Annotated in this window: 28 protein-coding genes; 7 read left to right on the top strand and 21 right to left on the bottom strand. The window is 63.0% G+C overall.

The window, feature by feature from the left end; all coding sequences use genetic code 11:
• The first annotated feature begins 1 nt into the window (after position 1).
• Genes gspH through gspM form a run of 6 tightly spaced genes read left to right on the top strand, consistent with a single transcriptional unit; the run spans position 2 to position 3,771 of the window.
• The gene (gene gspH / locus G9Q84_RS17570; protein ID WP_181643780.1) at positions 2-463 is read left to right on the top strand and encodes a type II secretion system minor pseudopilin GspH; all 462 of its coding nucleotides are present in this window, start codon (positions 2-4) and stop codon (positions 461-463) included.
• Complete coding sequence (gspI, locus tag G9Q84_RS17565) at positions 453-848, top strand: type II secretion system minor pseudopilin GspI (protein WP_260367440.1); 396 nt, start codon at positions 453-455, stop codon at positions 846-848. The genes gspH and gspI overlap by 11 nt, the downstream gene beginning before the upstream one ends.
• Positions 841-1,389 carry a type II secretion system protein GspJ gene (locus G9Q84_RS17560; RefSeq protein ID WP_181643778.1) on the top strand — a complete coding sequence of 183 codons (549 nt, stop codon included), beginning with the start codon at positions 841-843 and terminating at the stop codon, positions 1,387-1,389. The genes gspI and G9Q84_RS17560 overlap by 8 nt, the downstream gene beginning before the upstream one ends.
• Positions 1,386-2,246 (top strand): type II secretion system protein GspK, encoded by an 861-nt coding sequence (locus G9Q84_RS17555; RefSeq protein WP_181643777.1) that lies wholly within the window; start codon positions 1,386-1,388, stop codon positions 2,244-2,246. The genes G9Q84_RS17560 and G9Q84_RS17555 overlap by 4 nt, the downstream gene beginning before the upstream one ends.
• Positions 2,243-3,343 carry a type II secretion system protein GspL gene (gene gspL / locus G9Q84_RS17550; protein WP_181643776.1) on the top strand — a complete coding sequence of 367 codons (1,101 nt, stop codon included), beginning with the start codon at positions 2,243-2,245 and terminating at the stop codon, positions 3,341-3,343. The genes G9Q84_RS17555 and gspL overlap by 4 nt, the downstream gene beginning before the upstream one ends.
• The gene (gene gspM, locus G9Q84_RS17545) at positions 3,340-3,771 is read left to right on the top strand and encodes a type II secretion system protein GspM (protein WP_032890293.1); all 432 of its coding nucleotides are present in this window, start codon (positions 3,340-3,342) and stop codon (positions 3,769-3,771) included. Before gspL ends, gspM begins: the two co-directional genes overlap by 4 nt.
• 23 nt (positions 3,772-3,794) lie before the next feature.
• Here gspM and G9Q84_RS17540 read toward each other — a convergent pair whose 3' ends face one another.
• Positions 3,795-5,003, bottom strand: a complete 1,209-nt coding sequence (locus tag G9Q84_RS17540) for an MFS transporter (protein ID WP_032890295.1) — start codon at positions 5,001-5,003, stop codon at positions 3,795-3,797.
• Between the two features lie 184 nt (positions 5,004-5,187).
• Between G9Q84_RS17540 and G9Q84_RS17535 the strand changes: the two genes are divergently transcribed.
• Complete coding sequence (locus G9Q84_RS17535) at positions 5,188-6,081, top strand: LysR family transcriptional regulator (protein ID WP_122764232.1); 894 nt, start codon at positions 5,188-5,190, stop codon at positions 6,079-6,081.
• A gap of 279 nt (positions 6,082-6,360) precedes the next feature.
• On the opposite strand, the gene G9Q84_RS17530 is transcribed toward G9Q84_RS17535, so the two are convergent.
• From G9Q84_RS17530 to G9Q84_RS17435, 20 genes are read right to left on the bottom strand one after another with little or no spacing between them, the layout of a single operon-like run.
• On the bottom strand, positions 6,361-6,807 hold the full coding sequence (locus G9Q84_RS17530; protein ID WP_181643775.1) for a hypothetical protein: 447 nt from the start codon (positions 6,805-6,807) through the stop codon (positions 6,361-6,363).
• Between the two features lie 26 nt (positions 6,808-6,833).
• Complete coding sequence (locus G9Q84_RS17525; RefSeq protein ID WP_095186120.1) at positions 6,834-8,060, bottom strand: beta-ketoacyl-ACP synthase; 1,227 nt, start codon at positions 8,058-8,060, stop codon at positions 6,834-6,836.
• Positions 8,060-8,788: a 3-oxoacyl-ACP reductase FabG gene (gene fabG / locus G9Q84_RS17520; RefSeq protein WP_032890302.1), complete on the bottom strand. Its 729-nt coding sequence runs from the start codon at positions 8,786-8,788 to the stop codon at positions 8,060-8,062. Before fabG ends, G9Q84_RS17525 begins: the two co-directional genes overlap by 1 nt.
• Positions 8,785-9,246: a hotdog family protein gene (locus tag G9Q84_RS17515; protein ID WP_032890304.1), complete on the bottom strand. Its 462-nt coding sequence runs from the start codon at positions 9,244-9,246 to the stop codon at positions 8,785-8,787. The genes fabG and G9Q84_RS17515 overlap by 4 nt, the downstream gene beginning before the upstream one ends.
• Complete coding sequence (locus G9Q84_RS17510) at positions 9,243-10,409, bottom strand: beta-ketoacyl-[acyl-carrier-protein] synthase family protein (RefSeq protein ID WP_122682117.1); 1,167 nt, start codon at positions 10,407-10,409, stop codon at positions 9,243-9,245. Before G9Q84_RS17510 ends, G9Q84_RS17515 begins: the two co-directional genes overlap by 4 nt.
• Positions 10,406-10,888 (bottom strand): hypothetical protein, encoded by a 483-nt coding sequence (locus G9Q84_RS17505; RefSeq protein ID WP_032890308.1) that lies wholly within the window; start codon positions 10,886-10,888, stop codon positions 10,406-10,408. Before G9Q84_RS17505 ends, G9Q84_RS17510 begins: the two co-directional genes overlap by 4 nt.
• Positions 10,885-11,619: a class I SAM-dependent methyltransferase gene (locus G9Q84_RS17500; RefSeq protein WP_181643774.1), complete on the bottom strand. Its 735-nt coding sequence runs from the start codon at positions 11,617-11,619 to the stop codon at positions 10,885-10,887. Before G9Q84_RS17500 ends, G9Q84_RS17505 begins: the two co-directional genes overlap by 4 nt.
• Positions 11,616-12,863, bottom strand: coding sequence for an NAD(P)/FAD-dependent oxidoreductase (locus G9Q84_RS17495; protein WP_081797837.1), 1,248 nt, complete (start codon positions 12,861-12,863; stop codon positions 11,616-11,618). The genes G9Q84_RS17500 and G9Q84_RS17495 overlap by 4 nt, the downstream gene beginning before the upstream one ends.
• Before the next feature lie 33 nt (positions 12,864-12,896).
• Positions 12,897-15,209: an MMPL family transporter gene (locus tag G9Q84_RS17490; protein ID WP_122756631.1), complete on the bottom strand. Its 2,313-nt coding sequence runs from the start codon at positions 15,207-15,209 to the stop codon at positions 12,897-12,899.
• The gene (locus tag G9Q84_RS17485) at positions 15,199-15,789 is read right to left on the bottom strand and encodes an outer membrane lipoprotein carrier protein LolA (protein ID WP_095186114.1); all 591 of its coding nucleotides are present in this window, start codon (positions 15,787-15,789) and stop codon (positions 15,199-15,201) included. The genes G9Q84_RS17490 and G9Q84_RS17485 overlap by 11 nt, the downstream gene beginning before the upstream one ends.
• The gene (locus G9Q84_RS17480) at positions 15,786-16,211 is read right to left on the bottom strand and encodes an acyl-CoA thioesterase (protein WP_181643773.1); all 426 of its coding nucleotides are present in this window, start codon (positions 16,209-16,211) and stop codon (positions 15,786-15,788) included. The genes G9Q84_RS17485 and G9Q84_RS17480 overlap by 4 nt, the downstream gene beginning before the upstream one ends.
• Positions 16,204-17,745 carry an HAL/PAL/TAL family ammonia-lyase gene (locus G9Q84_RS17475; protein ID WP_032890318.1) on the bottom strand — a complete coding sequence of 514 codons (1,542 nt, stop codon included), beginning with the start codon at positions 17,743-17,745 and terminating at the stop codon, positions 16,204-16,206. Before G9Q84_RS17475 ends, G9Q84_RS17480 begins: the two co-directional genes overlap by 8 nt.
• A complete protein-coding gene (locus G9Q84_RS17470) occupies positions 17,729-18,664 on the bottom strand; it encodes an LpxL/LpxP family acyltransferase (RefSeq protein ID WP_032890320.1) in 936 nt (311 codons plus the stop codon). The genes G9Q84_RS17475 and G9Q84_RS17470 overlap by 17 nt, the downstream gene beginning before the upstream one ends.
• On the bottom strand, positions 18,661-19,395 hold the full coding sequence (locus G9Q84_RS17465) for a glycosyltransferase family 2 protein (RefSeq protein ID WP_095186112.1): 735 nt from the start codon (positions 19,393-19,395) through the stop codon (positions 18,661-18,663). Before G9Q84_RS17465 ends, G9Q84_RS17470 begins: the two co-directional genes overlap by 4 nt.
• The gene (locus tag G9Q84_RS17460; RefSeq protein ID WP_181643772.1) at positions 19,388-21,058 is read right to left on the bottom strand and encodes an acyl-CoA synthetase family protein; all 1,671 of its coding nucleotides are present in this window, start codon (positions 21,056-21,058) and stop codon (positions 19,388-19,390) included. The genes G9Q84_RS17465 and G9Q84_RS17460 overlap by 8 nt, the downstream gene beginning before the upstream one ends.
• The gene (locus tag G9Q84_RS17455; protein ID WP_032890326.1) at positions 21,055-21,600 is read right to left on the bottom strand and encodes a COG4648 family protein; all 546 of its coding nucleotides are present in this window, start codon (positions 21,598-21,600) and stop codon (positions 21,055-21,057) included. The genes G9Q84_RS17460 and G9Q84_RS17455 overlap by 4 nt, the downstream gene beginning before the upstream one ends.
• Positions 21,597-21,851 (bottom strand): acyl carrier protein, encoded by a 255-nt coding sequence (locus G9Q84_RS17450; RefSeq protein WP_003187949.1) that lies wholly within the window; start codon positions 21,849-21,851, stop codon positions 21,597-21,599. The genes G9Q84_RS17455 and G9Q84_RS17450 overlap by 4 nt, the downstream gene beginning before the upstream one ends.
• A gap of 9 nt (positions 21,852-21,860) precedes the next feature.
• Complete coding sequence (locus G9Q84_RS17445; RefSeq protein ID WP_010563239.1) at positions 21,861-22,130, bottom strand: phosphopantetheine-binding protein; 270 nt, start codon at positions 22,128-22,130, stop codon at positions 21,861-21,863.
• Positions 22,108-22,920: a lysophospholipid acyltransferase family protein gene (locus G9Q84_RS17440; RefSeq protein ID WP_181643771.1), complete on the bottom strand. Its 813-nt coding sequence runs from the start codon at positions 22,918-22,920 to the stop codon at positions 22,108-22,110. The genes G9Q84_RS17445 and G9Q84_RS17440 overlap by 23 nt, the downstream gene beginning before the upstream one ends.
• Positions 22,896-23,615: a beta-ketoacyl synthase chain length factor gene (locus G9Q84_RS17435; RefSeq protein WP_032890331.1), complete on the bottom strand. Its 720-nt coding sequence runs from the start codon at positions 23,613-23,615 to the stop codon at positions 22,896-22,898. The genes G9Q84_RS17440 and G9Q84_RS17435 overlap by 25 nt, the downstream gene beginning before the upstream one ends.
• Positions 23,616-23,852 lie beyond the last annotated feature (237 nt).

The raw sequence follows: 23,852 nt of genomic DNA, 5'->3' as shown, positions 1-23,852 counted from the left end.
CGTGCCCAGGCGCTGCCGTGGCTTTACCTTGCTGGAACTGATGGTTGTGATTGCGCTGATGGGCATCGTGCTGGGCGCGGTCGGTCTGACTGCCGGCAACACCCCTGGCCGCCAGGCGCGGCAGGAGGCCGGCCAAGTGGTGCAGCTGATCCAGCACTTGCGCGAGCAAGCGGTGATCGAAGGACGCGAATACGGTGTGCGCGTGCGACGCGATGAGTACCAGGTCTATCGACTTGAACCTCAGGGCTGGCAGCCAAGGGGTGAAGTGCGGCGGTTGGCCGAAGGTGTGCAATTTCACCTTGAGCAGGAGGGCCGGCGCTTGAGCCTTGAAAGCGTCACGCCGCAATTACTGATGCTCAGCAGTGATGAGGTGAGCGCTTTTGTCTGGTCTTTCGCCTCCGAAGAGCAGGTGTGGGCCAGCATTGTCAGTGATGGAATCGGAGAGCCGTCTATTGAAAGCTAAGCACCGGCGACGCCGAAACCGCCAGGCCAGTACCCGTGGTTTCACCTTGCTGGAAGTCATGATCGCGTTGGTGATTTTCGCCACGCTCGCAGGCGCGGTGATCACCGCCAGCCACTACTCATTGCGCCAGAATGCGCGACTGCAAGAGCAGGTGCAGTGCGCCTGGGTGGCCGATAACCAATTGAGCGAGCTGCGCCTGCAGGCGCCGGCCTCTGGGCGACAGCAACTGCTACGACGTTTTGACGGGCGTGACTGGGTGATCGACCAGACGATCACACCGGCCACTGATCCGCGCCTGCTCAAGGTCGATATCAGCGTGAGTCCTGCTGGCAGTGATCAGGCGGTTTACCGCACGCAGGGTTGGATACCCGCCGTGCATGAATAAGCAGGCAGGCTTCACGCTGCTGGAACTTGTGATTGCGCTGGCCGTCTTCGGCTTGCTTGGGCTTGCCAGCGGGCGCCTGTTTGACACCGTGGTGCGCGCGCAACAGGGCACCGCCAGCCACGAACAAGAACTTCGCCGTTTGCAACGGGCCGTTGGTGTGATTGAGCGGGATGCCCTGCAGTTGGCTTCCTCGGTGATTGTCCTCGGCCCCACGACCCTGCAACTGCTGCGCAGTAACTGGCGTAACCCACAGGATCTACCTCGCAGTGAGCGTCAACACGTGCTCTACCGCCTGGACAATCAGGTGTTGTGGCGTGAAAGCCGCAGCGTGGAGTCGTCGACGGTCGAACGCCAGAAACTGCTCGATGACGTGCGCGTGTTGAGCTGGCGATTGTTTGATCGTGATACCGGATGGCACCGTGTGTGGCCGGTGGGCAAAGGCGCGGCCCAGACGCCCCCGCAAGCACTGGAGATGGTGCTGTCGGTCGGGCGCTTTGAGCAGGTGCGCCGCGTGCTGCCTCTGCCCCAAGGCGCCCCATGAGACAACGCCAGCGGGGCGTCGCGCTCCTCAGCGTGTTGTTGGTGATGAGCCTGGCGTTGTTACTGACGGCGGGGATGCTGCGCAGCCATCAGTTACTGGTGCAGAGCAGTGCGCGCCAGATTCATCAGGTGCAGCTGCGCCAATTGGCGCTGTCGGCAGAGGCGTGGGCCATGGTGACACTGGCGGCGACCAGCGACGACGAGCTCTCACGGGTGCACCTGGGCCAGGCGTGGGCACGTGTGAGCTGGCCCTTTGAGACGCAAGGCGCGCACGTCATGCTTGAGATCGAAGACCTTTCGGCACGCCTTAACGTCAACGCACTGCTCGGCGAGGGGCAAGTGGATTCGGTCATTGAGCAGCGCTGGCTACGTTTGCTCACCGCGCTGGGTCTTCCGTCACTGGACGTGCGCGCCGCTGGCCCGGTGGTGACGCAACGTGAACTTAGCCAGTTGCGGTTGCTGCCAGGTATCGACGGCGCGACCCTGGCAAAACTGGAACCCTGGGTTGCCCTGTTGCCCAAGGACGCCAGCTTGAACATCAACACTGCCCGGCCTCAGGTGCTGGCGACCCTTGAAGGTGTCTCGCCGTCGACCGCTGAAGTCTTGGCCAAGCAGCGGCCGGCCACGGGCTACGAGAGTGTCCAAGCATTCACCCACGACCCATTGATCGCTGGGTTGGGCGTGACCGGCCACGGGCTTGGCATCAGCAGCCGCTGGTTTCTTATCAACGTTGACGTCCGCCTGGGAACCAGTCGCTTACGTCTGGCCAGCGAGGTTGAGCGTGAGCGCAAAACCGGACGTTGGCGCGTCGTGCAACGCCGCTTCCCTACGCCGATACCGAGCGAGAACTCATCATGAAAACCTGGCTTCATTTAAGCGCCGAAGGCCTTGCGGTGCCCATCGGCGAATGGCCGTGCTGTGTCTGGCGGGCCGCGGACGACTGTCGCCCCATGTGCCTGGCCGAGGCCGCGCGTGAGGTGCAGGGGCTGGCGATTCAGTTGTTGTTGCCCATGGAAATGTGCAGTGCGTTGCGAAGCGAGGCTTGGCCGTCCACGCGTCGGCCCAAGGCCCAGGCGATTGCCTTTGCGATCGAAGACCAGTTGGGCGACGAGCTGGATGCCGTGCATGTCAGTGTGGGGCAGCGTGACGCAGCCGATCGCTTCCCGGTGCTGGTGACCCACAAGGCGCGTTTCAAGGCACTGCTGCATGAGCTGACGACGCTCGGTGTCCAGGTCGACAGGGTGCACGTCGACGCCGATCTGCTCCCGGGTGATGGCCGTGTTGCAGTGGACTGGTATGGCCGCCGAGTCGTGGGCGGGCCGGTGCGGCTGGCGATGTCCGTTGAGGCGCTCAAGGCGTTGGAACCGTTGTTGGATGAACCGTTGCAGTGGCTGGACGAAGGGCAGAGCCAGGCGTATATCGAGCGCGCGTTGTGGGGTGGCCAGGGCCAGCCGATCAATTTGCTGCAAGGTGAATTCGGCCGCGTCCGCCAAGCCTGGCCTTGGTCAACTGCTGCCCTGGCGGCTGCCGTGGTGTTCGTCATCGATTGGGGATTCATGCAGGCGCGTATTCAGTATTTCGAGGGTCACGCCCGCAGTCTCCATGGGCAGAGTGTGGAGCGATTCCAGGCGCTCTACCCGCAGCAGACGCGGATCGTTGACCTCGCTGCGCAGCTCAAGGCCGTACAGGGACAGGCCCCGCACACACCGCAGACGCCGTTGGTGCGCCTGGTCAGCCTCACCGAGCAGGTGATCGGCGGGGGCGACGTGGACGTACATCACATGGAATTTCGGCGCGGCGAAGGCTGGAAGATCCAGTTGGTGGCCCACGGCTTTAGCGCGCTTGAGCAGCTGCAAGCCCAGGGGCGGCAGAGCGGCATGCCTGTGCGCATGGGTAACGCCAGCAAGGAAGGCAATCGCGTCCACGCCGTGTTGATGCTGGAGGATGCGTCATGAGGCCTCTGCACGCCTGGAAGGCGCTGTCGCCTCGTGATCGCTTTTTACTGAAAGGGTTGGCGGTTTTTTTAATCGGTGTGCTGCTGTTCCAGGCGCTATGGCAACCCAGCCGCCAGCGCTTGGCCAGCGCCGAGCGGTATTACCAGCAACAACAGTGGCTGGCGCAGCAGGTGCAACGGGCGCAGCCGCAGCGTTCCGGGCGGGCGGCGGTTCAGCCCTCGGTATCCGTCATCAACGACAGCGCCGAAGCCGCGGGGCTCAAGGTTGAGCAGGTCGACGTAGAAAACGAACGACTGCGTTTGACCCTCAGTGGCGAGGCCACGGCCGTGCTCAACTGGTTGGCGGCACTTGAGCGGGAGACGGGAGGCTTCTCGATGCTCACGCTGGAGAAGCGCGATGATCGACTGCAAGCACGGCTTGAGCTGTAGGGCATCGTTACACCCTCGGCTTTTCAGGCCGAGGCCAGCGGCGGCAACTTCGCCAACTTCAACGCGACCAGCAACGCGCCGATCAACAGCGCCACGATGAATGCACCAATGCCGTTCCATCCGGCGAGGTGCCAGAAGAATCCACCCGTGGTGCCGGCGACGCTTGAGCCAGCGTAGTAGCAGAACAGGTACAACGACGACGCCTGCCCCTTGGCCTTGACTGCTCGGCGACCGATCCAGCTGCTGGCCACCGAGTGGGCGCCGAAGAAGCCGAAGGTGAAGATCAGCATGCCCGGCACCACCAGCCACAACGGGGAGAACAGGGTCAGCAGCATGCCGGCGAGCATCAGTACGATGGTGGCCCACAGCACACGGCGGCGGCCGAGGCGGTCGGCGAGGGAGCCGATTTTCGCCGAGCTGTAGATGCCCGAGAGGTAGACCAACGACAGCAGGCCGACCACGGCCTGGCTCAGGTCGTACGGGTCGGCCAGCAGGCGATAGCCGATGTAGTTGAACATCGTCACGAACGCGCCCATCAGCAGGAAGGCTTCAAGAAACAGCCACGGCAGGCCCGCGTCCTTGAAGTGCATGACAAAGCCGTCCATCAGGCTACGTGGCTTGAGGCTGCTGGCGCGGAAGTTGCGCGATTCCGGGAGGATTTTCCAGAACACCGTGGCCGCGATCAGCGCCAGGGCGCCGATGATCAGCATTGCGGTGTGCCAGCTGACGAAGTCGATCAACACGCCGATGATCAGGCGTCCGCTCATGCCGCCAATGGCATTGCCACCGATGTACAGGCCCATGGCCAGGCCGATGTGCTGGGGGTGGATCTCTTCGCTCAGGTAGGTCATTGCGACGGCGGCCACGCCGCTGAGTGACAGGCCCACCAGCGCACGCATCAGCAGGATCCCTTCCCAGGACGGCATCAGGCCGCTGGCAATCGTGGCCAGCGCCGCGCAGAACAGCGCGGCGACCATCACCGGCTTACGCCCCAGGGTGTCGGAAATCGGTCCGGTGATCAGCAAACCCAGCGCAAGCATCGCCGTGGACACCGAGAGAATCAGGCTGCTTTGCGCGGCATTGATGGAAAACTCGTGGGACAGTGCCGGCATCATCGGTTGCACGCAATACAGCAGGGCAAACGTAGCAAAACCGCCTGAGAACAGCGCCAGCACCGTGCGCATGAACATCGGCGTGCCTTTCTCGATGAACGCGTCATTGAGCTGAGCCACTACCTCATCGAGGGCGGTGGGCGGGACGTCTTGAGCGAGTGGAGCGACAGCAGATTTCACGGGGACCTCGGGGAGCAAAAGCCTGTCAGGGCTGGCAATGCAAAAAAGAATATAGCTGGCTAATGATTCTTTCCAATATATTGTTCGACCTGTTTGATAGCTTTAACGACCTAATGGGGTTTGCATGGAATTGCGTCATCTGCGGTACTTCATCGCTGTTGCCGAAGAGCTGCACTTTGGCCGGGCCGCGCAGGTGCTGGGCATCTCGCAACCGCCCCTGAGCCAGCAGATCCAGGCGCTGGAGCAGGAGGTGGGCGCGCGGTTATTTGAGCGTACCAATCGTCGGGTTGAGCTGAGCGAGGCGGGGCGCTTGTTCCTGCACGAAGCGCGGTTGGTGCTGGCCCAGGTGGACAAGGCGGCGGACGTCGCGCGGCGGGCGCAGTTGGGTGAGCTGGGGGAGTTGAAGATAGGCTTCACTTCGTCAGCGCCCTTCAACGCGAGCATTCCCCAGGCGATCTTCGCGTTTCGCCAGGCCTTCCCGGCGGTGCACTTGAACCTGCAGGAAATGAGCAGCACCGAAGTGGCCGAGTCGCTGGTGGATGAGTCGATTCAGGTGGGGTTGATGCGGCCCTTGCCATTGCCGGATTCGTTGAATGTGATCGAGCTGATGCGCGAACCCCTGGTTGCTGTCCTGAGTGCCGGTCACCCGTTGGTGGAAGGCAGTGAGCGTGGCTTGCACCTGGCCCAGTTAGCTGACGAGCCGTTTGTGTTTTTCCCACGCAGCTATGGGAGCGGCCTGTATGCCCAACTGCTCAGCCTGTGCCGCGACGCTGGCTTCAGCCCGCACTTCGCCCAGGAAGCGGGCGAGGCGATGACCATCATCGGCCTGGTGGCGGCGGGGTTGGGCGTGTCGGTGCTGCCAGCGTCTTACCAGCGCATCCGCATTGATGGAGTGGTGTATCGCACCTTACTGGACCCGGAGGCGGTGACCTCGGTATGGCTGGTACAGCGCAAGGGCGCGCAGACGCCGATGGCGAAGGCGTTTGTGGAGTTGTTGACGCTTAAGGCCACCCACTGATGTGCATAGGTTGCAATGCTTCATCGAAAATGTGGTGAGGGAGCTTGTTCCTTTGACGGCCAAGCGTTGCCGGGCGTGCTCGGTTCAAGTGCGGGAGGAGGCCTGCTCCCGATAGGTATCTAAAACATAACCTGAGAAAACGAGAGACTCGTGGTGAGCGGGCTTGACCCGCGCTGGGCCGCACAGCAGCCCCAAAACCAGACGTTGAGTTCTAACAGAAAAATACCCGCGTCTTTATTGGGCGGCCTCGCACCGCCCGCTCCCCACGGAGTCTCGGTTTTACTTGGTGGTCCCGGTTTGCTCAAACAACTGCGCCGCCGACCCTGCCTCACTACTCACACCATTGCTGCGCAAGCCCGCCATGATGTCGCTGTCCAAGTTGTTCACCCAGCGGTTGTAGTTGCGATGAATCTTGCCGTCCTTGTAGCCCAGCTCGCGGCTGTCGCGGTAGGTGATGGCGTAACTGTTGCGGGTGTAACGGATGTCGATGGCGGCGTAGTACTGGTTACGCACGGTGATCTCGGCCTGCACCAGTTGCGGGCTCAGGCGTTGCACGGTCCACTCGCGTTTTTGCAGGGCGTTGACGATAACCGTCTTCATTTTTTCTTCGCTGACCTGGGTGTTCGCCGGCAGGTCGTGCTGGGTGTTGAGGACCGGTTTGCTGGTGCAGCCGGCAGTGGTCAACAGCGCCAGGGTGATCAGGGTGACGCGTAGCAAGGAAGACATTCCGTATTCTCCAATCGTTTAAAAAGTCAGGACCAGCGGCGGAAGATCAGCGACGTATTCACGCCGCCAAAGGCAAAATTGTTGTTCATCACGTAGTCGTGGTGCATCTCGCGGAATTCACCTTGCAGGTAGTCCAGCTCCCCGCACTGCGGGTCGACGGAGTCCAGATTGAAGGTGTGCACGTATTGGTTGCGGTTCATCATCTCGATGCTGAACCACGACTCCAGCGCCCCGCACGCCCCGAGGGTGTGGCCGAGGAAGCTTTTCTGCGAGCTGATGGGCATGCGCTTGCCGAACAGGCTGCTGGTGGCCAGGGTCTCGGCGATGTCGCCTTGATCGGTGGCGGTGCCGTGTCCGTTCACGTAGCCAATCGCGTCTGGTGTGAGCCCAGCGTCCTCAAGGGCAAGCTCCATGGCGCGGCGCATGGTTTTCTGTTCCGGGCGGGTGGTGTGCTGGCCGTCAGCGTTGCTGCCGAAGCCGACCAGTTCCGCGTGAATATGTGCACCCCGCGCCAGGGCGTGTTCCAGCTCCTCAAGTACCAGCATGCCGCCGCCTTCGCCGATCACCAGGCCGTCGCGGCCGCTGTCGTAGGGGCGTGGGCTGGTTTGCGGGGCGTCGTTTTTCAGGCTGGTGGCGTAGAGCGCGTCGAACACCATGGCTTCGGTGGGGCACAGCTCCTCGGCGCCGCCGGCGAGCATCAAGGGCAGGCGGCCGAACTTGATCGCCTCATAGGCATAACCGATGCCCTGGCTGCCGCTGGTGCAGGCGCTGGACGTTGGGATCAGCCGCCCGGTCAGGCCAAAAAAGATGCTGATATTCGCCGCCGTGGTGTGCGGCATCATCCGTACATAGGAGTTGGCGTTCAGCCCCTCGGCCACCGAATTGAGCAGCATATTGCCGAACGCCTTGATCTCATCGGTGCTGCCGGTGGACGAACCACACGCCACACCCATGCGCCCATCCTTGATCGACTCATCACCGAGCAACCCGGCGTCCTGCAATGCCTGCTCCGCCGCCCATACCGCCAGGCGCGAGACACGGCCCATGCTGCGCAGCTGCTTGCGGGTCCAATGGGCCGGCACGACGAAATCGTCGATAGGGCCGGCCAGGCGCGTGTTCAGTTCGGTAAAACGGTCCCACTCGTCCATGCGCCGAATGCCGCTGCGGTTGGCGCGAAAGTTGGCGGAGATGGTCGCCCAATCTCCGCCCAGGGAGGTCATGCCGGCCATGCCGGTGACGACTACACGTTTCATCAGCACAAGCCTCCATTGACGGCCAACACCTGGCGGGTGATATAGGCGGCTTCGGCCGACATCAGGAAATTCACCGCACCGGCGACTTCTTCGGGAGTGCCCATGCGCTGTGCCGGGATCATTTTCATCAGCTCTTCCACCGGTACGTTTTCATCCAGCATCGCGGTGTCGATCAAGCCGGGGGCTACACAGTTGACAGTGATCTTGCGCTTGCCCAGCTCGATGGCCAGGGCTTTTGCCGCGCCGATCAGGCCGGCTTTCGAGGCGCTGTAATTGACCTGGCCGCGATTGCCGATCAGCCCCGACACCGAGGTAATGCACACGATACGCCCAGCTGCGCGACGGCGAATCATTGGCATCATCACCGGGTGCAGCACGTTGTAGAAACCATCCAGGTTGGTGCGCATCACCACGTCCCAATCGTCTTCCGACAAGGCCGGGAACGCTCCGTCGCGGGTCAGCCCGGCATTGAGCACCACGCCGTAGTAGGCGCCATGTTGCTCGACGTCGGCCTCAAGGATTTCCTTGCAGGTCGCACGATCCGCCACATCGAATTGCAGCACCCGTGCCTTGCGGCCAAGGGCTTCGATTTCGACTTGCACTGCATCGGCTTCGGCACGGCCGCTGCGGCAATGCAGCACGATGTCATGGCCGGCCTGGGCCAGGCGCAGGGCAATGGCGCGGCCGATGCCACGGCTGGAGCCGGTGACCAGTACGGATTCAGTCATGGCGTTTCGTCCTTCGATTCTTCTAAATAATTGGCCGCCTGGGGCGGTCGAAATACGTTCAAGCGGGCGCTAGCCTGGATACCGTCGCCGGTCAGGTGGCATTCGAACACACCCATGCCGTTGTCGTCTTCTAGGGAGCGCAGGCCGTGGATGTTCAGCTCGGCGCCCACCGGGAAGTGTTCCACGTTGCATTCGAACTTACGTGTGCCGAGCAGGAAGCCCAGTTCCACCGCCTCGCCCCTTTGGCGTGCGCGGCAACCGGCGTAGGCGGCGACACTCTGCGCCATCAACTCGATGCCGACCCAGGCCGGCAGGCTGCCGTCAGGGCGGTTGAACAGGCCGCCAGGCTTGACGGTGAGACGGGTGTGGATCTGCTCTTCGTCGAACGACAGCACGTGTTCGATCAGGATCATGTCGCCCGCGTGAGGCAGCAGCTCGGCGAGTGGCCAGTTGGTCATGGGGCCTCTCCGATAATCAGGCTGACGTTATTACCGCCGAAGGCAAACGAGTTGCTCATCAGGCAGGTTTTTCCCAAGGTTTCGTCGCTGCGTGCCCATTGCAAGGCGGGCAACGCGGGGTCGGCCTGGCCGTCCCATACGTGGGGTGGGACGCGGCCGTGAGTCAGGCTCAGCCAGCAGAAGGCCGCTTCCAGCGCACCGGCGGCGCCGAGGGTGTGGCCGCTCATGGGTTTGGTGGATGAGCAGGCTACGCCTTCGGGGAACAGGCTGGCGACGGCCAGGCTTTCCATGGCGTCGTTGTGCTGGGTGGCGGTGCCATGCAGGTTCAGGTAGCCGATCTGCTCCGGCGCCAGTTTTGCACTGGCCAAGGCCTTGCGCATCGCCTGCAACGCGCCTTTGCCGGTAGGTTCGGGCGCGGAGATATGGTGTGCGTCGCAGCTGGCGCCGCTGCCCAGCAAGGCAATCGGTGCCGGCGCTTTACTCATCAAAAACAGCACGGCCGCTTCGCCGATATTGATGCCGTTGCGGTTCGCCGAGAAAGGGTTGCAACGCTCATTCGAGACGGCCTCCAGCGCGCTGAAACCATTGAGGGTCAGCTTGCACAAGCTGTCCACGCCGCCGCAGATCACCGCATCGCACACCCCCAGATCAAGCAAGCGCTGGGCGCTCATCAGGGCGCGGGCGCTGGAGGTGCACGCGGTAGAAATTACGTAGGCAGGGCCGCTCAGTTGCAGCCAGTCGGCGAGGAAGTTCGCTGGGGCGCTGAGTTCCTGTTGCTGGTAGTCGTAGTCGCAGGGGAAGTGCTTGTCGCGCAGGTACAGGGCGATGCCGCGGCTGGCTTCGTCGATGCCCGAGGTGCTGGTGCCCAGCACGACGCCAACGCGCGAGGCGCCGTAGGTGTGGATCGCCTGACGAATCTCGTTCTCGATCTGCAACGCCGCTTCCAGCAACAGTTGGTTATTGCGGCTGCTCTGCTGGCCGAGCTCCACCGGGATGGTTGCCAGCTCGCCGTGCACACTGCCGACCGGCAACACGCGCTCCGGCACCCAACCGCTTTCGGCGCGCATGCCTGAACAGTCACCGGCAAACAGGCTGCGGCTGACGTGCTCCTGACCGCGACCAAGGGCGCAAATCACGCCGAGGGCGTTGAGGTAGGCGGTCATTGGGCGGCACCGAGCGGTGTAATGCGGTAGCTCAAGGGTTGGCCGGTCATGGTCACACTGAAGACTTCTGAGGATTGGTAGACGATCTGCCAATGCCCCGGCAGGGTACGTGTGAGGCCCCTTGCCTGGGCGCTGGGGTAAAGCGCGCGCACGTCATCGGCTGAAGCCAGGGCAAACAGCAGGGCGGCGAACAGCTCCCGCGCCTGGGGATTGGGCGGCAGCAAGCCGTCGGCCTGCCAGGCGCCATCGATCAGTTTTTGCCGGGCCAGCGGGATGCCCAGCGGGTCCATCATCGACCAGCGGATTGCGCTGCCTTCGCGCTGGACCACCAGGAACCAGTCCTGGCTCTGGCCATCTGCATGGCGCTGCACATGCAGTTGCATTGGCAACGCCAGCGCGGGCGTTTTTTCCGGCAACGGCGGCTGGCTGGCGCAGGCGCTCAGCAATAGCAGGCAACCGATCAACAGGCTGCGCATCATGGTGCGCAACTCGCCAGAGGCTTGCGCGCCACACAGTTGACCAGGGTTTCTTCGCGCTGGCCCACCGGCGGCGGGTTGCGCATGCCCCAGCGCTCCAGCAGGCCGAAGTCGCTGGAACGGCTCCACCACAGGTACGGGTATGAAACGTTCTGCGGGCCGAATTCAAAGCCCTGCTCGCGGAGCATCTCCAGGTATTCTTCGGCGCTTTTCTGCACATGCATGGGGTGGCGGAACAGCCAGCGGATCACCCAAGTGTCGATATAGGCTTCGGTGGATTCGGCAAACAGCAGATAGCCTCCCGGCTTGAGCACTCGGTAAAACTCTTTGAGTGCGCGATGCTGTTCGACCAGATGATGGAAGGTCTGGTGGCAGAACAGGATATCGACGCTCTCGTCTGGCACATCGAGGGTGGCGCAGTCGCTGCCGATCAGCTCGATGGCCAGGCCCTGGCGCGTGGCTTCAGCCTTGCTCAATTCCAGGCTATGAGGGTCTGCGTCCAGCCCGATCAGGCGCTCGGGGGCGAACACCTGCTGCAAATACTGGAAGGACTTGCCCTGGCCGCAGCCGGCGTCGAGCAATACCGGCGCTTCGGGCAGTGGGTCGGTGAACAGGCTGCGCAGGTCGTTGATCGCCACGCGCAGCACATGGTGCTGCCAGGTGTGGCTGCGCAGGAACCACAAACCGAATTTGGTTTCTTCGACGTAGTTTTTACTCAGGTATTGAGATGTCATGTCGGTTCACTCGCGCAAATCTCCGACAACATCCGCAACCGCCGCTTGGGCTCGCTGACAAACGGATTACGCTCGTCCCACGCGTAGCCTGCGAGGATCGCGCTGATCATGCGACGAATCTCCGGCGAGCTTTCAGGGTGGAAAATCACATCCTGGAATGTCCCCGCGTACCAGCCTTCGACGTAGCAGCGGAAGGTGTCGACGCCGCGCTTCAACGGTGCGGCAAATTCGGTTTGCCAGTCCACTGTTTCGCCTTTGAGCTGACGGTCCAGCAGGGCTGCCGCCATGCTCGCTGAGCGCATGGCGATGGTCACACCGGAGGAGAACACTGGGTCGAGGAATTCCGCCGCATTGCCCAGCAGGGCAAAGCCCGGGCCGTGCAGGGTTTTGACGTTGGCCGAGTAGCCGCCGATGGTGCGCGCTGGCGTGTCCCACACCGCGTTGTTCAGCACGCCGGACAGGCTTGGAGTTTCGTCGATAAAGCCGCGCAGGCAGGCGTCCAGGTCAGCGTCGCGGCCGTCGAAGTGCTCCTTGGCCGCGACCACGCCCACCGAGCACCGGCCATTGCTGAACGGAATGGTCCAGAACCAGATATCGCGTTTGGTCGGGTGAGTGGTTACCAGGATCTTGGTACGGTCGAAACCTGGGTGTTCGATGCGGTCTTCAACATGAGTGAACACCGCCTGGCGTACCGGAAAATTCGACGGCGCTTCCAGATCCAGCAGGCGCGGCAGCACGCGGCCATAGCCGCTGGCATCGAGCACGAACTTGGCTTTGATGTGGTACTCGCTGCCGTTTTCGCGGCGCACATGCAGGTAGCGGCTATCGCCCGCGAAATCCACGCCGACGATGGTTTCACCGTAGCGGATCTCCACGCCCTGCAATGCCGCCTGGTCGGCCAGCAACTTGTCGAACTCGCCTCGCTGCACCTGGAAAGTGGTCGGCTTGCCGTTGCTGAAGGTGTCGCTGAAGTCAAAGGCGCTGTAACGCTCGCCCCAGGCGAACGCTGCCCCGGTTTTTACCTGGAAGCCTGCGGCCTGCACGGCGTCGAGCATGCCAGCTTCTTCGATAAAGTCGATGCAGTGGGACAGCAGGCTTTCGCCGATCGAGAACCGTGGAAAATGCTGGCGCTCGATGATCAATACATCATGCCCTTTGCGCTTGAGCAGCGCGGCGGCGATGGCGCCGGACGGGCCGGCACCAATCACGACAACCTGGCGACGTTCCATTTCAACTGTGGGCACGAGGGCTCCTTGCCGCTATGGCGATAATCCGATTCATAAGGCGTGTTTCTGATGGCCAGCCCAGGGCGCCAGCATAAAGCTGAATGCCAGGCCCAGGCTGACCGATAAGCCGAAATTACTCACTGCGGGCGTGCTGGACACCGCCAGCAGGCCGAACGACAACCACGTTGTCAGCGCCGCAAGCAGTGTACCCAGCAGGCTCACGGCAGCACCGCCGATCTGCTCGCGCATCAGGATCGCGTAGTCGACGCTGATCGCCGTCACCAGCAGCAAGCCGAACAGGCTGAACAGCGTCAGCGGCTGGCCCAGCCAACCGAGGCTGGCCAGGCTGCACAGTGCGGCGAGTAATGGCAGTGCAACGATGCGCAGGGCGCCGCCGAAACCAAACGGCAGGATCAGCAGCAACACGATCAGCACGCACGACATCAATTTCAGTTCCGCGGCGCTGATCTGTGTGGCGGCGAAGACGCGGTTCAGATCACCGAGGCGATCCACCAACTGCACGCCAGGCAAGTCCACAGCCTGCACCCGCAACAGCGCTGGGTTGTTCAGACCTTGCAGGCTGACCATCGCTGCAACACCGCCGTCCACCGGGCCGAGCCACAGTGTGCGCCAGGGTTCGGCCATCGGGCCTGCCAGTGCCGCGTCGATGTCTTCGGTGGGCAGCGCTTGCAACTGCGCAACTTCAGCTTGCAGGGCGCTGGCCGGCACGCCGAGGTCCAGCAGCGGCTGCCAATGCTGTGGCAGTGTGTTCAGCGCTTCGCGCAGTTGTTGCTGCTCGGCGGGCAGGTTGACCAGCTGATTGAGCGCCAGGTAACCCTGGAGCTTGTCCATATTCACCAATTGATCCAGGCGCTGGCCCAACGCGGCTAGGCGCTCCAGCAATTGCTGTTGATTCTCGGCGCGCACCAGGAAGAACTGGCTGGTGGGTTGGAAACCTGTGATGCGCGCCACGGCCTGGGCCTCTTGCAGCAACTGCGGCGGCGCGCCGATCCACTGGCGGATATCGTTTTTGCTATTGAGCTGCCACAGGCCACCGGCGCAAAACAGCAACACCAGCGCCAGTAGCGCCGGGCTCGGCACGCGCGTGAGCAACGCGGCGCGAATCTGCCACAGGCATTCGGCGATACGCAGCGGCCATTGCGCCGGACGCAGTTCGACGCCCTTGAGCAATGCCGGCAACAGGCACACGGCCGACAGATACGCACCGACCAGGCCCGCCGCGGAGAACACCGCGATCTGGGTCAGCGCCGGGAACGGCGTCCAGGCCAGCGCCAGGTAACCGATGCAACTGGTGGCCAGGCTCAGGCTCAGCCCTGGCAGGGTCAGGCGCAACGCCGGCCAACTGCGCCAGGGCTTGAGGCTCCAGCTTTTTGACAGGTAGTGCAGCGGGTAATCCACCGCGACGCCAATCAGGCTGGAGCCAAGCACCAAGGTCATCACATGCATATGGCCAAACAGCGCCACACACGCCACGGCGCCAAACAGCATGCCCACCAGTACCGGCACGAAAGCCAGCAATACCCGCCATCGGCGGAACGCCAGCAACAGCAACAGCAGGATGCCCACGGTCGCGCCGCCACCGACCCAGGTGATTTCCCGTGTGGCCTGCTGCTGACCATTGGCGGCGTATAACAAACCACTGGCCGCCAGCAGTTGCGCGCCTTGCTGGCCGGCCTGTTCACGGCTGGCCTGCAGCAAGTCCGCTACTTGCAGCGGCAGTTTCATATCAAAGGCATTGCCGGTGGTGCGCGCGCGCAGCAACACCCAACTTTTGCCGTCGGCATCGGCGATCAACGCGCCGCTGCCGATATCCAACTGCACCGAGCCGCGTTGCGGCTGGCTGTTCTGGATGCGTCCGGTCAGGCCCAGCCAGTCATCCTGGCTCGGCACCAGGCTGAAGCCGGTGAACGGGTCGAACAGCGCCTGCACGCGCTGCTGGATAAAGGCGTCGGGGTGTTCAATCAGTTGCTCGCGGTCCTTGGTCGAGAGCATCGCCAAACGGCCGCGCAGCAATTGCTCGCGCAGTGCCGGCAAGTCGGCTTGCAGGTTCCACTGCACCTTTTCAAACAGACCGCTGGCCTGCCAGCGCTCGCCCAACTGTTGCGCCACAGCCACCGCTTGCTGGCGGTCGGCATGCCCCACCAGTACCAGCATCTCGCGGTTCAGCGGTTCCTGCATGCGCTGTTCGGCTTGCAGTTCCAAGGCGTTCGGCGTGCTGCCCGGCACCAGTTCCATCAGGTTGGCCGACAGCGGCGCACCGTGGCGCCACTGCCAGCCGGCCAGGGCCAGCACCGCCACCAGCAGGATAAGGAACAGGCGCGGCAACAGGCGCTCACTGGGCAAAGTCGTGTTGCTCCGCGTCGCTCAACGGTTGTTCGGCGGTGCTGTCCTGCATGCGCAGTACGGTGCTGTCGCCTTGGGTTTCCAGCAGCTCGATTTTTTGCACCAGCGCGCCGCCGTCGATATTGATCTGGGTGAACACTTGTTTCAGCAGCAGCGACCGAGGGATCAGCGTCAGCTTCCATTGCGTAGCCTCGCCTTGCAGTTGCAGCTCGAAATCCCGCTGCAAGCCGCTGCTGTCGCCTTGGAGTACGGCGAGGAACAACCGATTCTGCTCGGCACCGGCGCTCTTGTTTGGCAGTGTCTGCCAGCCATTGGCTTCACGCCGGGCGATGCCTTGGGCGCTGATGCGGTAGTCCTGTTGCAATGGGGTTTTGAGCAGCCATAGCAGGCCGTGGTCTTTGGCGAGGACGAAAGTACCCTTGCTGACCAAGGGCTGTGGCAGGGCACGCAGGTGTTTTTCCTGGGTGAAGCTGCCGTGGATCACGGAAGGTTTTGCCAACTGATCGCTGAGTTGTTGCAGGTCGAAGGCGTGGGCGCTGACGCTCAGCAGCAGGCCCACAAACAGGATGATCGCTCTCATGTCAGGGCCCTCTCGACCGCATCTGTGAACACTTTGGGTGAGGCCAACTGCATCTCGCGGCTGGCCATCTCCACCGCCACTTGCACGGTAGTGGCGCGGGTCAAACGCTCGCCGCTGGCCAGGTCCGTAATCAGGTAATTGACCTTCAAGCGGTTCTCCCATTCCACCAGGCTGGCGCGCACGTTGATCGTCTGGCCGAACACTGCCCCGCGCACGTAGCGCAGTTGCATGTCGATGACCGGCCAGGCATAGCCGGCTTCGAGCATCGCCGTGTAGTTGTGGCCGATCTTGTCCAGCAGCGCGCAGCGCGCCACTTCCAGATACTTCACGTAGTGCCCGTGCCACACCACGTTCATGGTGTCGACGTCGAAAAATGGCACGAGGATTTCGGTGTCGCAGTGCAGTACGCCGGGGCTACGCATGCAGCCTCCAGTGTTGCTCGGCGATGCGTTGCAGGCACAGGCGCAGTTCGCCTTCCAGGGCGCGGTCTTCGATCACCGGCGGGAAGTCCTTGGCCAGTTCCTCATGCATGGCGGCCAACGCCGGTGGCAGCGCCCGCGCATCCTCGGCCTGGGCGCGCAGCCACACACCTTGGTTGGCGGCGAGCAAGGTGGCGGCGGCAACCTGTTCGGTCAGCTCCAACACGCGAATTGCATCGCGGGCGGCGATGGTGCCCATGCTCACTTTGTCCTGGTTGTGGCACTCGGTGGAGCGCGAGAACACGCTGGCCGGCATGGTGTTTTTCAGCGCTTCGGCGGTCCAGGCGCTGGTGCCGATCTGCACGGCCTTGAAGCCATGGTTGATCATCGCGCGGTCGGCTGGCGCGCCAGACAGGTTGCTCGGCAGGCCGTGGTTGTAACGCACGTCAACCAGCAACGCGAGTTGGCGATCGAGCAGGTCAGCTACGTTGGCCACCAGGGTCTTGAGGCTGTCCATGGCAAAGGCGATATGCCCGCCGTAGAAGTGCCCACCGTGCAGCACGCGTTCTTCTTCGGCGTCGATGATTGGGTTGTCGTTGGCGCTGTTCAGCTCGATCTCGATAAACGAACGCAGCCAGTTCAGGCTGTCCGCCAGCACGCCGAGGACGTGGGGCGCGCAGCGCAGCGAGTAGCGATCCTGCAGGCGGTGCAGCGGTGCGGTCGGCGCGTCGATCGCCAGGTCCTTGCGCAGCCAGGCGGCGACTTGCATCTGCCCAGGGTGCGGCTTGGCGGCGAACAGGCGCTCGTCGAAGTGTTCCGGGTTGCCTTGCAGCGCGACCACGTTGAGCGCGGTGATGCGTGTGGCGAGTTGCAGCAGGTAGTCGGCGCGGGCGAAGGCGAGGCAGGCGAGGCCGGTCATCACGGCGGTGCCGTTCATCAGGGCCAGGGCTTCTTTCGGACGTAAAACCAGCGGGTCCCAACCCAACTCGCGGTGCACGTCGGCGGCCTGGCGACGTTCGCCACGGAACATCACCTCGCGCTCGCCGGACAGGGTCGCGGCCACGTAGGACAGCGGCGTCAGATCACCGCTGGCACCCACCGAACCTTCTTCCGGGATCAACGGCAGCACGTCGTGTTCGAGGAACGCGTGCAGGCGCTCCAGCAACTCCACGCGCACGCCTGAAACGCCGTGGCACAACGACTGCAACCGCGCGGCCAGCACGGCACGGGTGGCTTGTGCATCGAGCAATTTACCCAGGCCGCAACCGTGGAAGGTGTACAGGTGACGGGGCAGGGCCTCGACGTGTTGCAACGGCACTGCGACCACGCACGAGTCGCCGTAGCCGGTGGTCACGCCGTAGATCACGCCTTCCTTGTCCAGCAGCGAGTCGAGGAACTGCGCGCCTTTGGCGATGCGCTGGCGATACGCGGCGTCGCCCTGCAACTGGGTGGGCGCCTGACGGTTGGCCAGGGCCAGCACGTCTTCGATGCGCAGGGGGCGTTCGCCAAAGGTTACCGGCTCAAGATGCGTCGTCATCGGTCTTCCAGAAAGGGTAAAAGTTGAACCATTGTTGGGGCGCTTCCAGGCAGAACTGGCCCAGGCGTGCGGCGTAGCGTGAGGTCCACTGAGCGATGACCTGCTCGCGGGTGCTGCGCTTCCATTCGATCAAGGGGGTGAACGGTTCGATAGTCAGGCGATAACGCCCAGTGTGCTTAAGGCACATCAGCAGGTTGACCGGGCATTTGAGCAGGCCGGCCAGCAGCCACGGGCCTTGGGGGAATGCGGCGTCATGGCCGAGGAAATCCACGCGCACCGTGCGCCCGCCGTGCAGCGGCACGCGGTCGCCCGCAATCGCCAGCCACTCTCCCTCGTCCAGGCGCTGGCTCAGCAGCAACATCGTCGCCGGGTCCAGCTCGCTGACCTGGATCAGGCGCAGATGACTCGCCCCGGCTTCGCCCAACAGGCGGTTGAATTGTTCGGCGTGCTTGGTGTGCACCAGCACGTTCATGGTGACCTTTTCGCCGATTTCCGCCAGCGCGCGGCACACTTCGAGGTTGCCCAAATGTGCGCCGACCAGCATCTGGCCGCGCTCGCCGCGCAGTTGCCCGCGTAGTTTCGCCGGGTCGTTGATTTCGATTTGTTCCAGGCGCAGCTTGCCGTTCCACACGTCGAGTTTGTCGAGCAGGGAATCGGCAAAGGCCATGAACTGGCCGAATACTTTGCGGTGGCTGGGGCGTAACTCATCGCGCCCGCTCCATTCGGCCAGGCGCTGCTGGTATTGCCAGGCGCTCTGGCGCGCGCTTCGGCCGAACAGGAAAAAGTACAGCACGATGCCGTACAGCACCGGGCTCAGCAGGCGTCGGCCGAGGACTTTGGCCGCGAAGGCGGTGAATTTCATCAGCCAGTAGCTGCCGCGTTCTTCGCGGTCGGCCCAGTGTTGCGTGTTGTCGCTCATGCCTTCCACCGTCGCCACAGGATCATCGGCGCGCGCACCAACATGCCGAAAAACAGCCGCGTATGCATGGCGCTGATACGCACGTTGTCGTGGAACAGGCGAAAGTGCGACAGGCCGTCGGTGGGGTAATGCACTTTCGTCGGCAGCCAGCGCATCGGCTGATTACGCCATGCCAGGCGCACCAGGATGTCCGAGTCGAAGTCCATGCGCGTGCCAATGTAGGCCGAGTCCATCAGCGCCAGCACCGGTGTCAGCGGGTAGACGCGAAAGCCGCACATCGAGTCGCGGATCTGCAGCGACAGCGTGTTGATCCACACCCACACGTGGGTCAGGTAGCGCGCGTACAAGCGGCCTTTGGGCACGCTTTCATCGTATTCGGGGTAGCCGCAGATAATAGCGTCGGGGTGCCTGCGCGAGGTATCGACAAACGTTTCGACTTCGCGCAAATCATGCTGACCGTCGGCGTCCACTTGCAGGGCGTGGGAATAGCCAAGGCGTGCAGCTTCGCGGAAACCCGCCATGACCGCGCCGCCCTTGCCTTGGTTGTGTGGCAGGGTCAGCAGAGTCACGTTATTGAGGGTCGCCAATTGCGCCAACACCGCCGCGCACGCCGGGCTGCTGCCGTCGTCGACCAACAGGCAGGGCAGGCCGCTGTTCAACAGGCTTTGGACCACGGCGGGCACGGCGGCTTCGTGGTTGTAGACCGGGATTAGGGCGCAGGGGTTATGCATCGACAGTCTCCAGCAGAATCCGCCCACTGGAGCAGGCCGCGACGCCGTTGCGGTAGGCGAAATACAGCTTGCCGCGCTCCTGGTCGAAGCGCAGGTGCAATTCGATACGATCGCCGGGGCGTATCAGTTGCTGGAACTTGAGCACTTCCATCCCGGCAAAGGTCGCGGGCAGGTCGAGCAGTTGCTGGCCCAGGTTGAACGCCCATTCTACTTGCACCACGCCCGGCAGCACGGGGGTGACCGGGAAGTGCCCGCTGAAGTAGGCCAGGTCCGGCGGCACACTCAGTTGCACGGTCCATTCGCCATCGGCTTCGATCTGCCCCAACACCTCCGGCGCCTTCGGCCGTGGCGCCAGCAGCAGCGCGGCCACATCGGCCTGGGGCAGTTTGCCCTGGGCGTTCAACGGCAACTGTCGCAGCAGGCGCCAGCGACGGGGCAGGGCCAGGGCTTCGCAATGCTGGCTCAGATGCTGGCGCAGGGTTTGAGTGAGGCTGCGGCGGCCTTGGTTGCGCAGGGCGTGTAGGCCTTCGGCGCTCAATACCACCAGGGCACCCAGTGACGCGCGGTTTTCTTGCACCACGCCCAGGCGCGTTTCCGCGACCCATGGGTGGGCCATCAGCGCTTGTTCCAGCATCGGCAGGGAGATGCGTTTTTCTTCCAGCTTGACGATGCGGTCCAGGCGACCCAGCAGCTCGAAGCGACCATCGGCATGGATATGTGCAGCGTCAGCGGTCTGTTCAATATGCCCTGCTGGCAGGTAAGGCGAGGCGATGCGCAGAGCGCCGTCGGCGTCCTGGCTCAGTTGCACATCGGCAAACGGCTGCCAGGGTTGCGCGCCCTGGCGCCAGGCGATGCCGCCGGTTTCCGAGCTGCCGAGAATTTCCGTCGGCCATTGGTGCAAACGCTCGTAAAGACTGGCGGCGGCTTCGACGGGCAAGGCGCCGCCGGAAGAGAACACTCGCGACACCTGGCTCAGCGCGGGCCAGTCGAGGTTGTCGCCCATGCGTTTGAGCAGTGCCGGGCTGGCCACCCAGGCAAATTGAGGGTGTTCGCGGCTGGCGCGTTGCAAGTCTTCGGGAAAGGCCAGTTGCTTGCGCACAAAGGTACGACCGGCGCACAACGGCCACAGCACCCGGAACAGCAACCCGTAAATGTGCTGGGTGGCGACGCTGCCGATGATGCAGGCGTCTTTAAGGTCCGCACCCCACAAGGCTTCCAGCGCTTGAACCTCGTTGGCTAATTGGCGCAGGGTTTTGTCGATACGCTTGGGCTCGCCGCTGGAGCCGGAGGTGCACAGGCTCAGTTGGCACGTGTCCAGGTCGAGCGCGGCAGCAGGCAACGGCGCCTGGTACAGCGCGTCGAGATCGGCGGGTTCGACCAGCCATGCGTCGACGGCATCGGCCCAGCGTTGGCGGGTCTGGGGCTGCAGATCGGCGGGAAGCAGTACGCTGACCCCTGCGCGCCAGGCGCCCAGCAGGGCGATCGCCAGCACGCCGGCATCTTCCAGGTGCACCGCCAGACGCCGAATACCGCGTGCTTGCAGGCCCGCGGCCAGGCCGAGTGATTGTTCCCACAGTTGGGCGTGATTCATTGCAGGTTCGGTGGTCACCAAACGCTGTTGCAGCGGCTCAAGCAGCAAGTGCTCAAGTTTCAACCCATTCATATGCGGCCTCGAACCCTTTGTCGTACAAGCCATTCCACGGCAAACAACAGCCCCATCAATCCGTAGGCGATCAGGCCGTTGTACAACGTCCACCAGCTCAGTGGCGCCCACAAGGTTAGGGCGGCAGCGAGCAGGCCATTACACAGAAAAAACACGCTCCACACCACGGTGACCTGGCGGGTATACACAATCGCGTTGGGCGGTAACTCCGGGTCGGTCATGCGTGCCAGGCGCTCCACCATCGGCGGGCCGTATTTCAGGCTCAGGCCAAACAGCGCGAGCATGAAGGCACTGACCAGGCTCGGGTACCAGCGCAGCAAATGCGGGCTGTCGAACCAAGCCAGTAACAGGCAAAACACGATCATCGCCAACGCCATCCAGCGACTGCCGGGACGTGGTGCGCCGATGAACGCGCGCAACAGCCAGAGGCTGCCCAGCAGCAGCCCGAATTGCCACGGCGCAAAATGCTCAGTGCCGTAATACACCGCAAAGGGGTACAGCAGCCCCGCCAACAGCAGGCCAAGGCCGATCAGCCGGCTCATGCGGCGGGTTGGACCAGACGGTACACCGCCTCTACCACGTCGTTCACTGTGCGCACGGCCTTGAACTCTTCGGCGGCAATCTTCTTGCCGGTCTGGCGCTTGATATGGTCGATCAGGTCTACGGCATCGATGCTGTCGATTTCCAGGTCCTGATACAGGTTGGCGTCAAGGGTGACGCGCTCTGGGGGTAGTTCAAACAGTTCCACCAAGGCATCGCGCAGGGTGTTGAAAATATCGTCACGAGTTTGCATGGTCCGGTCTCAAGCTGCCTGTCTGGCCGTAACGAACGCCGCAAGGCTCGCCACGTTGGTGAAGTGATTACGGGTGTCCTTGGCGTCGGCATCGATTTTGATGCCGTATTTTTTTTGAATCGCCAGACCCAATTCCAGGGCGTCTACCGAATCCAGGCCCAGGCCTTCGCCGAACAGGGTTTGGTCGCTACCGATGTCGTCGGCGCTGATGTCTTCCAGACCCAGGGCCTCGATGATCAGCGTCTTTATGTCGTGCTCAAGGCGGTGTTGGTCGCTCATCTTCGGCGAGCTCCTTAATGAAATAGTGGTGCAGGTGATCGTTGAGCTTGCGTGAAGCCTGAGGCGCGGGCCCCAGTGCTGCGAACGCCTGTGGTTCTATATCGGCACCCACCCGCAAACTGAAGTGAAAGCGGCGTTTCGGGATGCGATACCAGGGTTCGGCTTTGGTCAAGGTGGTTGGGCTGACCTTGATCACCACGGGGGTGATGATTGTCGCACCCCGCAGCGCAATGGCGGCGGCGCCGCGATGAAAGGCGGGCGCCGCGCCGGGTGTGGTACGAGTGCCTTCAGGAAAGATGATCAGCGTCTGGCCTTCGCGCAGGGCGTCGGCGGCGGCATCGAGCATCTCCGCGCTGCCGTCATTGCTGATATAGCCCGCATCGCGTATCGGCCCCCGGGTGAACGGGTTCTGCCACAGGCTTTGCTTGACCACGCAGTTGGTCTGGCGCATCAGGCCGATCAGAAACACCACATCGATCAGCGACGGGTGGTTGGCAACGATCATCTGGCCGGGGCGGCCGAGTTTCTCGGCGCCTTCGACGCTGTAGGTCAGCACGCCAGCGCGATGCATCATGCGGATAAAGAACCAGAACAGCTTGCTGATGGTGTGACGGGCACGGCGCTGGTGCTTGTCGGCACTGCCCGGCAGGCAACTGAGCACCGGAAACACCAGCAAACGCAGGCACAGCCCGCCGACACCAAACAGGAAGAAGCTGGTGGCGGTGGCAAACAGGCGCCAGTAGTAGGCGTCCCGTGGCTTGTCAGTCAGAGCTTGCGTTGCCAGTTCCATACACGGTTCTTCCAGGCATGTTGGCAGGCGCCCTGTTCGGTGAGCAGGGTGCGCAGCAGGTTCAGGGCGTGGGGCCACTGGGTTTGATTGGCTTGGACAGTGCCGGGTGTGAGTTCCAGTTGCCACTCGTCGCCTGGTGTGAGCAACAGGCCGAGGGCGTAGGGGAAGGGCACGTCAACGATCCAACTGGCGTAAGCCTCGGGCGGCTGTTCTTCGGTGATCACCAGCAATACCGCCGGGGCGCCTTCATTGAGCAGCGCGGCGGCTTCGAGCATGCCGTGCTCCAGGCCATCGCCGGCGGCGGCGAGGGCGGTCATTTCACTGGTTTCATTACGCAGAATCGACCAGAGGCCAATCACTGCGTTATGCACAGACAGGCTGAACTGGGTCGGGGACAGCGGCTGCTCGTTGGCCAGGTCGCTGAGGATGTCTAGAGTGCGTGGGGTTTCGCCGTGCCGGGAAATAAACACCAGCGGAAGGTCTTGCAGGCCTTCTGCAAGGGGCCAGCCCACGCTGAAGGCCATACGCGCCAGCCGGCTCAGGCGGCGGCGCTGCATCGCGGGCAAGAAGGATACGTCGGGCGAGGCATCGCTGGCGGGCAGCAGCACCGGCGCCTGGCACCATGCGCGCCATTCGTCCGCACTTTCCAGCCCTGGGGCCCAGGCACGCCATTGGGCAATGTTGAAGTTGATCACTGAGAAGTTATCCCGCCCCTGCGGGCTTCCATGTGCGGCTTTTGGCCCCGAATACCGGGACAGGGAGCAATAGCCGAATGGCGCGCATTATCCCGGTGCCGCGGGGTTCTAGCAAACTTTGGTAAAGATTTGTTCACGGCTGAATACAATTTGTTGGTAAGGATTTACAGATTGTCCTTTATCGATGGCTGAGTTGGATTGTCGGACCGTTCCTATTCTTTTGTGTGTGAGGTGCGA

Source organism: Pseudomonas sivasensis, assembly GCF_013778505.1.
Lineage (GTDB): Bacteria > Pseudomonadota > Gammaproteobacteria > Pseudomonadales > Pseudomonadaceae > Aquipseudomonas > Aquipseudomonas sivasensis.
This window is presented reverse-complemented; position numbering and strand designations above follow the sequence as displayed.